A 13168-nucleotide genomic window follows, 5' to 3' on the forward strand; every position below is an offset into this window, starting at 1 on the left:
ACACTACCGAGCCTATTCCTCCGGCTCGGTAGTGAACATCAGTGGATAGCCCTTTGCCTTGCCGGCATCGGTCGCCCGCGTAGCCTTCGTCTCGGCGACGTCTCTCGGAAGCACCGCGACGACGCAGATGCCCTTTCGGTGCGCCGTGATCATCACCCGGTAGGCCTGGTCCTCGGACAGCCGGAACTCGCCCTTGAGCACGGTGACGACAAACGCGCGCGGCGTGAAATCGTCGTTGAGCAGGATGACCTTGTGCAGCTTCGGCCGCTCGACCTTCGGCTTCGTCCTGGTACGGGGTTTGAGTACGGTTTCGGGCATCGGCGGAGCACTACGAACAAGCGCAAATCGTGGCACATCGGGACGCGGCGGTCCACTGCCGGGTCAAAGCGGCACGCTGTCTGTACCGGCTGTCCACTGGCGAGCATACGCTTCGGAGCCAGGCCGATCCGACTCCTCTGGACGATGTTGCCCCTACCGCCGCAACACCGCGCTCAGCACATCCCTGATCCCGATCGCGCCGACGAAGCGCGACTGGTCGTCGAACAGCGCGACCGGCGCCGTCTGCGAGCGGTGCATGGCAAGCATCACCGTCTTCAGCGAGGTGCCCGGCGTGGCCCAGAACACCTGCGCGGCCTCCTCCGGTTGTCCCTCGACATCGGCGCAGGAAGTCCACGCCGCCGGCTTGCCGTGCCGCTCGGCGGCGGCCACGAGGCCGTCCGTGTCGATCTTGAAGCGTGTCGTCTTGCGCCGGTCGAGCCAGACCCAGCCGTCGCCGTCGGCCTCCAGCTCGTGCAGGCTGCGCATCACGTTCCACGCCGTGAGCACCGACAGCGGGTTCACGTTGGCGATGAAGTCGCGGACATAAGCATTGGCCGGTCTCAGGACGATGTCCTCGGGTGGGCCGGACTGTACGATGCGCCCGCCCTCCATGATGGTGATCGTGTTGCCGATCTTGAGCGCCTCCTCCAGGTCGTGGCTGACGAAGATGATGGTCTTCTTCAGTCGCTTCTGAAGCTGCAGCAGCTCGTCCTGCAGTTTTGTGCGGATCAGCGGGTCGAGGGCGGAAAACGGCTCGTCCATCAACAGGATGGGCGCCTCGGTGGCGAAGGCACGCGCCAGCCCGACGCGTTGCTGCATGCCGCCGGAGAGCTCGTGCGCGTATTTCTTCGACCATTGATCGAGATGGACCAGCTCGAGCTGCTTTCGGACGCGCTCCTTGCGCTCGGCCTCCGGCACGCCGGAAAGCTCCAGCCCGAAGCCGACATTCTCCTCGACCGTGCGCCAGGGCAGCAGCCCGAACTGCTGGAACACCATCGCCACGCATTCACGGCGGATCTTGCGCAACTTGTCCTCGCCGCAGGATACGACGTCGGCAGACCAGTCGCCGTCATGGACGATGACCTCGCCGCGGGTGACCTTGTTCAGACCATTGACGGCGCGCAGGAGGGTGGATTTGCCGGAACCGGAAAGACCCATCAGGACGGAGATTTCCCCTTCCTTGACCGTAAGATTGGCGCCGGCGCAGCCAAGCACGCTACCGGTCTGTTCGAGAATTTCCGAGCGGCTGGCGCCCCGGTCGAGCATCGCGAGTGCGCCGGCGGTGTCGAGACCGAAGATGATGTCGACATTCTTGAAATCGACGGCGACGTTCATTTCTTGCCTCCTCCCACGTCGATACGCGTCATCCGGTCGAGCACGATCGCCAGGACCACGATGGCGAATCCTGCTTCGAGGCCGAGCGGGATGTTGACGGAGTTCAGCGCCCTGACCACCGGCTTGCCGAGGCCGTTGGCGCCGATCAGTGCGGCGATGACAACCATGGACAGGCACAGCATGATGCATTGCGTCAGCCCCGCCATGATGGTGGGGAGCGCCGCCGGCAGCTCGACCTTCCACAGGAGCTGGCGTTTCGTCGCCCCGAATGCTGCACCCGCCTCCAGCATGGGCTTGGGCACCGAGGTGATGCCGAGATAGGTCAGGCGGATCGGCGCGGGTGCTGCGAAGATCACCGTTACGATCAGACCGGGCGCGATGCCGAGGCCGAACAGGATCAGCACCGGGATGAGGTAGACGAAGGTGGGCATGGTCTGCATCAGGTCGAGCACCGGCTGCAGCACGCGCCAGACCCGCTCGCTATGCGCCGCCCAGATGCCGACCGGGATGCCGATGGTCATGGAGGCCGCGGCGGCCGCCACCACCAGCACCAGAGTCTCGACAGTCTCCTTCCAGAGGTTCTGGTTGATGATGAAGAGCAGTCCGATGGTGACCGCCAGCGCCAGCTTCCAGGACCGCTGCAGGAAATAGGCAAGCGCGGCGATCAGCAGGACAAGCAGGACGGGCGGCACCATCAGGAGCAATCCGATGAGCCCGTTGAGCACCACCGTCAGTCCGTCGGCGATCGAATCGAACAGCCATTCGAGATTGCTGGTCAGGAAATCGAAGAAGGCCTTACCCCAGCGGCCGATCGGAATCTTGAAGCTGGCGATGAAAGCTGAAATCGGATCCACGCTGTCCCCTCATAGGTTTCGGGGCGACCCTCGCCGCCCCGTGCCTCTGCTGCGATGCGGAGCGGAGAGCCGGCGCCGCCGCGCGCCGGACCCCTCCCCCCGGAGAACGATGCCGCCGGCGCTTGCCGGATCAGCCGCCGAGCGCCGTCTTGACAGCCGCGGCCGCGTCGCCGCCGTCGAACGACGTGACGCCGGCCAGCCAGGGCGTGACGGTGTCCGGATTGGCCTTCAGCCATTCGGTGGCCGCCGCCTTAGGATCCTTGCCGTCATTGAGGATCGCGCCCATGATCTCGTTCTCCATCTTCAGCGTGAAGACGAGATTGGACACGAACTTGCCGACGTTCGGGCAGTCGGTGAGATAGCCGGCGCGGACGTTGGTATGGACGGTTGCGCCGCCGAAATTCGGGCCGAACACCTCGTCGCCGCCCGACAGATAGGCCATCTCGATGTTGGCGTTCATCGGATGCGGCTCCCAGCCGAGGAAGACCACGTCCTCCTTGGAACTTGCCGCTTTCTGCACGGCGGACAGCATGCCTGCCTCGGAACTCTCCACCAGCTCGAAGCCGGAGAGATCGAACTTGCCGGAGGAGATCATGTCGAGGATGAGCCGGTTGCCGTCATTGCCGGCCTCGATGCCGTAAATCTTGTTGCCGAGCTTGTCCTTGAACTTGGCGATGTCGGCGAAGTCCTTGAGACCGGCATCGTAGGTGAATTTAGGCACCGCAAGCGTGTACTTGGCGCCTTCGAGATTGGTCTTGATCGATTCGACGGACTTGTCTTCCAGATACGGCTTGATGTCGGCTTCCATGGTCGGCATCCAGTTGCCGAGAAACACGTCGATGTCCTTCGACGACAGCGACGTGTAGGTGACCGGCACAGACAGGACCTGGACGTCCGGCTCGTAGCCGAGCGCCTCCAGAATGACCGAGGCCGTCGCGGTAGTGGCTGTGATGTCGGTCCAGCCGACATCGGCGAAGCGGACTTTCTTGCAGCTGTCGGGGTCGGCAGCCAACGCCGGAGCGGCGGCCAGCATTGCCGCCATGCCGGCAGACAGCGCGTACAGTTTTATGCGTGACATGCGAGATAGTCTCCCATTGATATTTTTTCGGTCGCAGCGTTCCGCCGCGTTTGGCTGCCGCAAGCCAAACACCATTCTCCTGCGGTTTCAAGCGCAATGGCCGCGCAACCTACGCCAAGCGGTTGTCAAATGGCGACAGATCGATTTCGTCTGACGACAAGGCAGTAGGCGAATCGTCTTTTATTCGCGGAAGGCGCCACATATATTCGCTGCCACCTGACGCCGGTCCCGGGGAGAGCATGATGGCGACGCTGCAGAACTTCGATGCTGAAATTGCCAAGACGAAGCAGGTCGTGGAGGAGATGCGCTCCAAGATCGAACAGTCCGGCACGGTCCTCGACAAGCTCGCCACGACCGACAAGAAAATCGGCGCGGAGGATTTCGACATCGAGAACGCCCGCATCCAGGACGTTCTCAAGCAGCAGAAGGTGATGGAATCGAACATCGCCGATCTGATCATCGGGCTGGAGGACGCCACCAACGTCTTCGGCACCGAGTTCGAGAACATGAAGAGCTTCACCGGCTGGGAGAGTTTTGTCGGCATCTTCTCCGACGAGACCAAGCAGCGCATGCGTACCGATCGCGTGCGCAATATGTCGCTGGCCGGCAATCTGCAGGAACTGCTGTCCAAATCGGACACCATCGTCGGCATCCTGAAGGCGCAGAAGGAGGTGCTGACCGACCGCTACAAAACCTCGGAGACGAGCCTTGCCACCGTCATCGAGCGGCGCAAGAGCACCATGGCCAGCCTCGAGGCGGTGCAGAAGCGCATCGAGGAGTTGAACCCGCTGCTGCTCGACATCGAGAACAGGATCGCCGCCTCGACCAGCCAAAAGGAACGCACCGAACTGGAAGGCGAGCGCTCGAACCTCGCGACGGAATACAACGAGAAGCAGGCGAAGGAGCAGGAGTTGCTGGCCGAGAGCCAGACGCTGGAGCGTTACACCTCGATGTTCCAGACGTTCGTCGATTCGCTCAACAACCAGATCGCCGCGCAGAACACGCTGATCAACAAGCTGACCATCGACACCGAGCAGCGCATCGTCCTCTACAAGGCGCTTGAGGACAGCTTGAAGACCGCCGCCCAGCAGGAGGTGGCGCACAAGATCAACACGCTGGGCAGCAAGGTGGACAACACCGCGGAGGAGACGATGGCCGGCATCGGCGCGGCGGCGCAGAAGCACATCGGCGACCTCCTGGAGATGCATGAGAAGAACATGGTGGCCACCGCCGACATCCAGCGCCGCAAGAAGCTCGCCGACGATGCCTTCGCGCGCCGGTTCGAGGATGTGCTGCGCAAGCACAACGCGTCCGATTACGTGCAGTCGTAGTCTGCCAACCTTGTTGACGGGTCTGCCTTGAGTTTCTCCTCATCCCCCTCTGTCCTGCCGGACATCTCCCCCTCGAGGGGGGAGATCAGCCGGCCGTTTTGGTTTCGGCAATCACCCACGTTGGAAACTGAGTGGCGTGCTCAAAACTGCCAATCCCCCTCCTTGAGGGGGAGATGTCCGGCAGCACAGAGGGGGGTGCGAAGGAGCTCAAGCCGACCGGAACACCTTGCATGACAACCCCCGCCTCCGATCCGGCCGTCCGCTATTTCGACGCCATATCAGCCGCCCTCGACGGGCTTGGCGTCTTCATGCGCGACGATTCCTCGCCGCTCTATCGCCATGGCATCGTGGCAAAGGTAGTGGCCGATTACATCGCCCGGCTGGAGATATCCTTCGGCTGCTGGCGCAACCGCCTGGGTTTTCTCGACAAATTCCGCATCTCGCGCGCCGAGAGCGGTTTTCCGGTGTTCCAGAACCTGCTGGAGCTGGAGAACGACCGGCGCACTGCCGACAAGCGGCTGGCGGCGATCCCGGAACCGGACGAACTGCGGGCCGAGATGGCCGACTTCATCCTGCGCCACAAGGAGTTCCCGGAGGCCCTGCAGCGCTCGATGGCCGAGCGCCTCTATCTCGAGGGCATCGGCGCGGGCGCGGTGTTCAGCCCGTTCAACCTTGCGCAGACCGTCAAGGTCTCGGTCAATCCGAAGACGTTCCGCCCCTACTACCTCGTCCACTGGGCAGCCTTCGACGGCAGCGCCAACCTGCCGCTGATCTACATGGCGACGATCGAGGATTCCTCGCCGGCGATGGTCGAGCAGCTGGTCGCCGAAAACGGCAAGCTCAACGAGAAGATCGATATCCCGCTGCCCGTCGACGGCCTGCTCAATCCTGAGCTGGCACACCGTTTCGACGACTTCACCGAGAAGAACTCGGCCTACACGCTGTCGCCGGCCACCATCGCCACCAATCTCGACAAGGATTTCGAGACGCTGCACCCCAAGCAGCTGCGCCGCGTCGTGCTCGGCCCCTTCTATTCGGCAGGGATCACCGAGAACAATTCGGTGGTGACCGAGGTACTGTCGAAGGTGCGCAAGCCGGAAAACGCCTGGCTGCTCACCTGGACGCAGCAGGAGGTGTTTTCGAAGGCCGAGAAGCCGGGACGCCGCGGCCTGTGGTCGAGCGAGAAGTCGACGCAGGAGTTCCACATCAACACCGACGACCTCGAGGCCGCGCGCCAGGGCGTGTCCAGCTACGAGAAGCACGCGCTGGTGCCGCACGAGGCCTATCAGGCGCTCTACGCCGCCGGCGAGGCGCGAAAGATCTTCGACGGCTACAAGGTGCACATCCTGTCGAAAGGACAGGTGGTGAGCGATGTGTGAGGGCGTGGCCACAATCGGCACAACCCACCATCTTGCGGGGTGGCCCGAATGATTTCGGTCGCGACCGTTTCCGCCAAGAAGCGGCAGCTCGATGCCCTCAGGAAGGCAATCCGACCCGGTGCGCTGGACGGTCTGGAACATAGTCAGCGGATCGACATCACCTACACATCCAATGCCATAGAGGGCAACACGCTGACCGCCGGCGAAACGGCGCTGGTACTGGAAAAGGGCATAACGGTCAGCGGAAAACCGCTTCGGGATCACCTCGAGGCCATCGACCACGCGCAGGCGCTTGCCTGGGTGTTGGAGATCGCCGCTCAAACCGAAACGCCGGTCAGCGAGACAGATGTTCGCAACCTGCATCGGCTCGTCGTCGCAAAATCCAATCCCGACATCGCGGGGCGATACGCTGATCGTCCGCGTTACGTGAACACCGATGCAGGAAGCTACGACTTTCCAGCGCCTATCGAGATTCCGGCGCTGATGCAGGCCTTTTGCAGTTGGCTGGCCGCAGAAAAGGATTCGCCTAAAGCCGCCTTTGAAGCCCACTTGCGGCTTGTCGGCATCCATCCGTTCAACGACGGCAACGGTCGTACGGCGCGTCTGCTCATGAATCTGGTTCTGGCGCGCGCCGGTTATCCGCCGATAGCCATCCGCCCCGGGGACCGGCCGGCCTATATTTCGGCGCTTGAAGCGTCGCAGCGCGGCGAAGGCCATGCCGCATTTGACAAGCTGCTGTTTAGCCGGCTCGACCAGACTTTGGACATGTATCTCGCCGCTGCGCAACAGGCGCAGGACGTGACCGCCACCTCCGGCAAGATTGTACCGATGAGGACGTGACGATGGACGCCGGCCTGACCACCATCCCCGAAGCCGACATCGAGAAACACCAGGCCACCGCGCAGTCGATGATCACGCGGGTGGTGGTGCTGGAGGATTCTTCGCGCGAATCCGGCACCGCGCTTGCCGGCACCAACCGGCGCTTCGTCTCGACCGTTTCGACCGGCTCGGTACGGCGTACCCGCGAGGTCGAGTTGACCAGGACGGTCGGAGCCGTACGCCCCGGCGACCCGCTGATGTCGATCGGCCAGCACGCGCTTCTGTTCCGCGCCCGCCGCGGCATCGCCATCGCCCTGGCTGTCGCCGACGTCTTTGCCAGGGCAACCGACCTGGAGAGTCTGCAGGCCAGGAATGCGCGTGCGCCGCTGGAAGGCGAGGAAGCGGCGCAGTTCAAGAAACTTCTATCGGCCGCGGCTTACATATCGGCCTTCTCCTTCGCCTCCTATCTCTGGCAGCTCGTTGATTCCGACGGGGAGGCGCCGAATGACGTGGCCGAGCCGCATTTCGCCTTCGATACGGCGCAGGATGCGCTGAAGGCGCTGGTCGCCGGGCTAGACCACGCAGTTTCCGGCGTCAAGGACGAGGCCGACCTTGCCATCCGCGCCAAGGCTTTCGCCCGTGTCGCCATCGATGGTCTTCTGACACGAAAAGGCCGCTTCGACGGCATCGGCGCCTTCGAGGACGCCCATATCCGCATCGATGCGGACGATTTTACCCTCGACGGCTTCGATGTGGCGCCGGGACCCAAGACGAAACCGCTGGTGATGACCTTCAAGAAGCCGGAGGAGGTCGTCGGCAACCACATCGCGAAATACCAGTCGGTGAAGCTGGCCAAGATGCTGATTGCCTACGACTTCGACCGGCAGCTCAACCCCTTCGTCGAGCTCGGCGGGTTTCTGTTCACCTTCATCGGCGACGGCGCGCCCGGTACCGGCAAGACGACGCTGATCCAGATGATCGCCGGGCTGGTCAACGGCTACGCGCAGGTGGCCGGCTATCCCTTTCACTACGAGAATTTCGGCGTCGACCAAATCTCCTCCTACCAGGGCAAATCGGGGCAGAACTGCCGCGCCTTCATCGACAACGTGCTGAACCCGCGCGCCATCGGCTTCGGCACCATCGACGACATCGACCAGGTGGCGGCGAAACGCTCCGACGATCGCGCGTCCGCCGGCCAGCACGAGATCACCGGCGTTCTGATGGCGGCCTTTTCCGGCGCCATGACGGTGATCCGCGGCAACTGCTCCTTCGGCATGTTTTCCAACTATCCGGAGAATGTCGACGACGCCCTGCGGCAGCGGGCCGGCGCCCGCTGGCTTGTCGACGGGCCGCAGACGAAAGACGACTATGTCGACATCTTCGTGCTGCTCGCCGGCAAGAACCACAAGATCCCGTTGGGCGACCACGACCTCTATGCCGCCCAGGAAATCCAGCGCGCCGTCGCCGAGGCCTATGAGGAGCATGCAAAGCCACAGGAAGACGGGCTGATGAAAGTCTACGAGCGCTTCATGAAGGAGAACGGCGCGCCGAAAACCATGGAAGACGTCGGGACCTATCTGCACCTGATCAAGGAGGCGGAGCCGCGCTTCACCGGCCGCGCCATCAAGAATGTCACCGACGCCATCAAGATGCGGGCAATGGACATCGAACTGCCAGACGACTGGTTCGAAAAGCCCGAAGCGTTCATGCACAAGGGCTATGATGACAAGAAAGCCATGATCGAGGAACTGCGCGGGCCGTTTTCGATGGACATGGTCATGCAGGAGATCAACCGCTACGCCGATTCCGAATTCCGCTATTCCGACAAGTCCGACGACGCCGCAGTGGGCAAGCTGATCCGCGACGCGAGGCTGCGCGAGCGGGCGGTGAAGGAGATGGAAGCGCTGAAGGCGCAGGGGTTGTGGAATGCTTGATGATTGAAGCCACGGCCGCCATCCACTATGTCTAGCTAAGCTAGCTAGGAGGCTGCGATGCATGTTGGTACTTTTGAAGCCAAGAACCGACTCAGTTCATTGTTGGACATGGTCGTGGCCGGTGAAGAGGTGACTATCACGCGCAACGGAAAACCTATCGCCCGTCTCGTACCTGTCGAAACGCGAGACCTGGAGAGCGCGCGCAGCGCTGCGGAGGGTTTAAGGGCAATTCGTGCGCGAAGCCGGCCCGGGCCTGAAAGCCTTAAAGACCTTGTCAATGAGGGGCGGCGGTATTGAGCGTCGTGGTCGACAATTCGATGGCGCTGGCCTGGACGCTCATTGACGAACGCAGCGACGTGGCGGACACAATTCTTGAGAAGGTGATGCGCGAAGGTGGTCATGTCCCCTTCATCTTTCGCGCCGAGTTTGCGAACGGGCTGACGACGGCTGTCCGCCGCGACAGGATCGACCGCGAATCACGCTCGGAAGCGCTCGCATTCATGGAGGCGCTGAAGCTGGTCCACGACATCGATGGTCGAGACCGTATGCATTCGGCGGTAGAACTCGCCGATGCACATGGATTGACGGTTTATGACGCGATTTATCTCGACCTTGCCCAACGGCGGCGTTTGCCGCTTGCCACTTTCGACAAGAAGCTCATCGCGGCCACGCACCGAGCTGGCATCCGTCTGGCCGTGCCTCAAACGTAGGATTTGACTTGGACCTCCTCCGCGACAACGAACTGATCTACGGCCGGCTGCTGCCGGTCGAAGAGCCGCATCTGGTCGAGCGCTACAACAAGGCGTTGAAGGCCTTCGGCCTTCCGGTGACGAAACGGACGTCTTTCGACATCGACCGCGGCGGATTTTCTCCCCAGGTCGCCGAGGAGCTTGGCGACCCGCTTTATCTCGATCCCAACGAGGTCAACCGCCGCTTCATCATCCTGACCCCGTCGCAGGTCGACCTGCCGGTGGTGCACACCGCCTTCTCCAACACCTCGCAGCTGCTCTACGAGTTCATGACCAGGAACCAGCGCGCCATCAACGCGCTGACAATCAAGGACGTGATCTACGGCGAGATCGAGGACTCCGTTAGCAAGGTCGAGGACATCGAGGATCTGCTGTCGATCAACCAGGTCGAGTTCCGGGTTCTGTCCGCCGAGGACGTGCTCGGCAAGGCGGCCGAGCTCGGAAAGCTGGTCGACCGGCTGAAACAGGAACCCGATGCCTGGCGTGACGACGCCATGCTGAAGCGCATGGTGGAACTCGCCAAGGTGTGCGGCGACATCCGCGAGAACGCGCTGGTGCCCGACCAGGTCATCTTTCGCCACAACGCCTTCTGGACCAGCCATTTCGGCGGTCTCTACGTCTTCGTCGATCCCGACATGACCACGGTGATCAGCGCTCCGTCGGCGCCCGGCTTCCGCCGCTCCAGGCCGTGGCAGGTGAGCTACCTGTCGATCGCGGATGCCGAGCGGGTGTTCACCTTCCTCGCCTCGACCGGCCGCATCGAGCTGCCGCGCGCCTCCTGGATCGAGACCTCGGGTTATCTCGAGCATCGCGCCGAGATGCTGATCGCCTCGCTGATCCACGAGGCGCAGCCGAACGCCGATTTTTCGAAGCTCGACAAGGTCTGGCTGCAGACCTGGATTCACGCCAACGCCGATCGCATCAACCGCGAGGGGACCTTTCCCTTCCTCAACGCCGCCAAGCGCGAGATCGCGCAATACGGGCAGCTGCGCATTGACGAGGTGTTGCCAAAGCATCGCTTCCTGGTGGTCCGCGCCAAACCCGACCATCCGGACGCCTGGCTCACCAACCGGCTGATCTCGGATTTCGTGTCCTATGACTTCCTGTCGCGCTACGTCTTCAACAAGCAGGGCTTCTACCGCGACTATCAGAACTATACGGAAAGCTTCCGCAGCTATGTTGTGGATACGCTGAAAACCTCATATCTCAAGGACAAGGTGGGGTTGCGCAGCCGGCTCTACGGGCTGACGGACTGACGCCGAACCGCGGCCATCCGGCCGGTGCCGCCTGAGGGAGTGACTGCGGGATGCTCGATCCGATCGTGAACTTCTTCACCTGGGTCTTCCAGATGATCGGCCGCGGCATCGGCCTGGTCGTCGGCGTCCTGCTGTGGCCGTTCATGTGGCTTGGCCGCTGGTACGTGCAGCGCGGCTGGATCCTCAAGGCCGTCGTCGGCGCCGGGCTCGTCCTGCTGGTCGCCCTCTACGGCTACTTCATCTGGAACACGCAGGCCTGGACGAACTTCAACCCCGACTACGTTGCCAATTACACGTTCGACAATGTCTCGGCCGGACAGGAGACTTCGGCCGCCAACGCCACCTCGCGGACCTGCGCGCGTTCGGCGATCGCCGACATCACCGCCGACCTGACCGACTTCAACGTGAACCAGAACGCCTGGATCTCGTCGATGATCCTCTACAAGCTCGGCCTGTTCGGGATGGACTGGGACAGGACTCCCTTCCTCGACAACAAGGCGTCATTCCAGCGCGGCATCCACGAGGCGGTACGCCGCACCACCACCGAACTCGCCGACAATCTGGGACGCGTGCGCACCACCTCGCAGATCGATTCCAACCTGCAGAGCGCCCGCGGCAACGCCCAGTTCGACGAATACACCTGGTATTTCGGCCTGAGCCCGTTCGGCCCGAAGACGCCGACGCCGAGCTACTATCGCGCGATCGTCACCGACCTGCGCTCCTTCAACGACCGACTGTCGCGCTGCGAGGCAGTGTTCGACGCGCGCGCCGACAACCTCATCCAGTATCTCGACCGCATTTCCAGCGCCCTCGGCGACACCTCCGCCATCCTGCGCGAGCGTTCGGAGAACTACAACAACGGCTGGTTCGACACTCGCGCCGACGATCGCTTCTGGTTCGCCTACGGCCAGCTCTACGCCTATTACGGCCTGCTCAAGGGCGCGCAGGCGGATTTCGAGCAGGTCCTGGCCGAGCGCCATCTCAACGCGCTGTGGGACACGATGGAGCAGCAGGCACGCTCGGCGCTGCGCATCCAGCCGCTGATCATCGCCAATGGCCGGGAGGACGGCTGGCTGACCCCGACCCACCTCGCCACGATGGGCTTCTACATCCTGCGGGTGCGCTCGAACCTCGTCGAGATCAGCAACGTGCTGACGCGATAGCAGTGCAAGGGGAATACTTGATCCTTGACGACATGTTTTCCGTTCGGCTCCGACCAGATATCTTGACTATCGAACCACGAAGTCACCGATTGACAGCGTTTCGACGGAAAGCGTCCGACCGTCGTCGTCGCAAAACTCGACTAGGAAGAAGCCGCCTGTAAGATTTTCGACAACAGTGCCGAGGGAACCTTTCTTCAGTCCGGTCTCCGGCCGCGCTGCGACAAGTTCAACCACGTCGAGCAGCTTCGGCACTGATCTGGTCTTTAATCGTCCGCTCTCTCGCATCATAGCACCCAACAGGTCACGAATCTCGGCAGATTTGCCGGTTCCGCGAGGATCCATGCCGTCCTTACCATGGCCTCGCGCCCCTGTCGCTGGAGCAACAGGTCAACACCGTATCTTGTGCCAAAACGATCGCTTTCAAGCGGTTGTGCTTCTGCGACGAGGATACCCCGGAGGATTGCTTCACGCAGCCATCTGGCATCCACGACTCCAACTCCGAGAGCTGATCGAAATACGCGTGCCTTGTGCCTGCCAAGCGGATGGGTCTCGTCCAGACAATAGTTCTCGAGCTTCCCGATATCGAGAACAGCTCTGTCGGCATTCGGCAGACGCATGCCGTATCCCCTGCGACATTGCGTTCTCGCCAAGCTTACGGGGCATCCCGCAAGGCACAAGTCGCAATCCGTGCATCGGGCGGCTGTTTTGAGACGGCGCGAAATCGCACGCTTGGGCTTCTATGCGCACCGGAGAGACGCGAGCCGTCCGGGCCCCGCGAAAACACCTGAACCGAATTCCAGGGGAGCCCCATGTCCGAGTTCAAGTCCGACATCGCGATAGCACGTGCTGCCAAGAAGCTGCCGATCCAGGAGATCGGCGCCCGGATCGGCATTCCATCCGAGCATCTGCTGCCCTACGGCCACGACAAGGCAAAAGTGTCGGCCGAGTTCAT

15 protein-coding genes are annotated in these 13168 nt (G+C 62.4%); 9 read left to right on the forward strand and 6 right to left on the reverse strand.

What is annotated here, in order from left to right:
* Positions 1 to 12 precede the first annotated feature (12 nt).
* The 4 genes from clpS to C7I84_RS11695 form a co-directional block, all read right to left on the reverse strand.
* Positions 13 to 318: an ATP-dependent Clp protease adapter ClpS gene (gene clpS / locus C7I84_RS11680; protein WP_106772358.1), complete on the reverse strand. Its 306-nt coding sequence runs from the start codon at positions 316 to 318 to the stop codon at positions 13 to 15.
* 153 nt (positions 319 to 471) lie between these two features.
* Positions 472 to 1653 carry a choline ABC transporter ATP-binding protein gene (gene choV, locus C7I84_RS11685; RefSeq protein ID WP_106772359.1) on the reverse strand — a complete coding sequence of 394 codons (1182 nt, stop codon included), beginning with the start codon at positions 1651 to 1653 and terminating at the stop codon, positions 472 to 474.
* Positions 1650 to 2507, reverse strand: coding sequence for a choline ABC transporter permease subunit (gene choW / locus C7I84_RS11690; protein WP_106772360.1), 858 nt, complete (start codon positions 2505 to 2507; stop codon positions 1650 to 1652). Before choW ends, choV begins: the two co-directional genes overlap by 4 nt.
* A 130-nt stretch (positions 2508 to 2637) precedes the next feature.
* Positions 2638 to 3585, reverse strand: coding sequence for a choline ABC transporter substrate-binding protein (locus tag C7I84_RS11695; protein ID WP_106772361.1), 948 nt, complete (start codon positions 3583 to 3585; stop codon positions 2638 to 2640).
* 242 nt (positions 3586 to 3827) lie between these two features.
* Between C7I84_RS11695 and C7I84_RS11700 the strand changes: the two genes are divergently transcribed.
* From C7I84_RS11700 to C7I84_RS11735, 8 genes are all read left to right on the forward strand, one after another.
* A complete protein-coding gene (locus tag C7I84_RS11700) occupies positions 3828 to 4916 on the forward strand; it encodes a coiled-coil domain-containing protein (protein WP_106772362.1) in 1089 nt (362 codons plus the stop codon).
* A gap of 230 nt (positions 4917 to 5146) precedes the next feature.
* A complete protein-coding gene (locus C7I84_RS11705; RefSeq protein WP_106772388.1) occupies positions 5147 to 6295 on the forward strand; it encodes a hypothetical protein in 1149 nt (382 codons plus the stop codon).
* 48 nt (positions 6296 to 6343) lie between these two features.
* Positions 6344 to 7135, forward strand: coding sequence for a Fic family protein (locus C7I84_RS11710; RefSeq protein ID WP_106772363.1), 792 nt, complete (start codon positions 6344 to 6346; stop codon positions 7133 to 7135).
* Positions 7136 to 7137: 2 nt separating this feature from the next.
* Complete coding sequence (locus C7I84_RS11715; RefSeq protein ID WP_106772364.1) at positions 7138 to 9048, forward strand: AAA family ATPase; 1911 nt, start codon at positions 7138 to 7140, stop codon at positions 9046 to 9048.
* Between the two features lie 57 nt (positions 9049 to 9105).
* Positions 9106 to 9345 (forward strand): type II toxin-antitoxin system Phd/YefM family antitoxin, encoded by a 240-nt coding sequence (locus C7I84_RS11720; protein ID WP_106772365.1) that lies wholly within the window; start codon positions 9106 to 9108, stop codon positions 9343 to 9345.
* A 5-nt stretch (positions 9346 to 9350) separates the two neighbouring features.
* Entirely contained in the window at positions 9351 to 9758 is a 408-nt protein-coding gene (locus C7I84_RS11725; protein WP_245428408.1) for a type II toxin-antitoxin system VapC family toxin, read from the forward strand.
* An 8-nt stretch (positions 9759 to 9766) separates the two neighbouring features.
* Entirely contained in the window at positions 9767 to 11053 is a 1287-nt protein-coding gene (locus C7I84_RS11730; RefSeq protein ID WP_106772367.1) for a DUF6638 family protein, read from the forward strand.
* 50 nt (positions 11054 to 11103) lie between these two features.
* A complete protein-coding gene (locus C7I84_RS11735; RefSeq protein ID WP_106772368.1) occupies positions 11104 to 12216 on the forward strand; it encodes a DUF2333 family protein in 1113 nt (370 codons plus the stop codon).
* A gap of 66 nt (positions 12217 to 12282) precedes the next feature.
* Here C7I84_RS11735 and C7I84_RS11740 read toward each other — a convergent pair whose 3' ends face one another.
* Both C7I84_RS11740 and C7I84_RS31025 read right to left on the reverse strand, forming a co-directional pair.
* Positions 12283 to 12558 carry a DUF4926 domain-containing protein gene (locus tag C7I84_RS11740; RefSeq protein WP_207770993.1) on the reverse strand — a complete coding sequence of 92 codons (276 nt, stop codon included), beginning with the start codon at positions 12556 to 12558 and terminating at the stop codon, positions 12283 to 12285.
* The gene (locus C7I84_RS31025) at positions 12501 to 12833 is read right to left on the reverse strand and encodes a DUF6883 domain-containing protein (RefSeq protein ID WP_425351326.1); all 333 of its coding nucleotides are present in this window, start codon (positions 12831 to 12833) and stop codon (positions 12501 to 12503) included. Before C7I84_RS31025 ends, C7I84_RS11740 begins: the two co-directional genes overlap by 58 nt.
* A 192-nt stretch (positions 12834 to 13025) precedes the next feature.
* Here C7I84_RS31025 and C7I84_RS29525 point away from each other — a divergent pair.
* Positions 13026 to 13168: formate--tetrahydrofolate ligase (locus C7I84_RS29525; protein WP_120785118.1), on the forward strand; the 143-nt coding region annotated here is incomplete at its 3' end.

The sequence above is a fragment of the Kumtagia ephedrae genome, assembly GCF_003012745.1.
In the GTDB taxonomy this organism is placed as follows: domain Bacteria; phylum Pseudomonadota; class Alphaproteobacteria; order Rhizobiales; family Rhizobiaceae; genus Kumtagia; species Kumtagia ephedrae.

Coding starts and splice junctions, on each gene's coding strand:
- clpS (WP_106772358.1), bottom strand. CDS start 318: ATGCCCGAAACCGTACTCAAACCCCGTACCAGGACGAAGCCGAAGGTC.
- choV (WP_106772359.1), bottom strand. CDS start 1,653: ATGAACGTCGCCGTCGATTTCAAGAATGTCGACATCATCTTCGGTCTC.
- C7I84_RS11695 (WP_106772361.1), bottom strand. CDS start 3,585: ATGTCACGCATAAAACTGTACGCGCTGTCTGCCGGCATGGCGGCAATG.
- C7I84_RS11700 (WP_106772362.1), top strand. CDS start 3,828: ATGGCGACGCTGCAGAACTTCGATGCTGAAATTGCCAAGACGAAGCAG.
- C7I84_RS11705 (WP_106772388.1), top strand. CDS start 5,147: ATGACAACCCCCGCCTCCGATCCGGCCGTCCGCTATTTCGACGCCATA.
- C7I84_RS11710 (WP_106772363.1), top strand. CDS start 6,344: ATGATTTCGGTCGCGACCGTTTCCGCCAAGAAGCGGCAGCTCGATGCC.
- C7I84_RS11715 (WP_106772364.1), top strand. CDS start 7,138: ATGGACGCCGGCCTGACCACCATCCCCGAAGCCGACATCGAGAAACAC.
- C7I84_RS11720 (WP_106772365.1), top strand. CDS start 9,106: ATGCATGTTGGTACTTTTGAAGCCAAGAACCGACTCAGTTCATTGTTG.
- C7I84_RS11735 (WP_106772368.1), top strand. CDS start 11,104: ATGCTCGATCCGATCGTGAACTTCTTCACCTGGGTCTTCCAGATGATC.
- C7I84_RS11740 (WP_207770993.1), bottom strand. CDS start 12,558: ATGGATCCTCGCGGAACCGGCAAATCTGCCGAGATTCGTGACCTGTTG.
- C7I84_RS31025 (WP_425351326.1), bottom strand. CDS start 12,833: ATGCGTCTGCCGAATGCCGACAGAGCTGTTCTCGATATCGGGAAGCTC.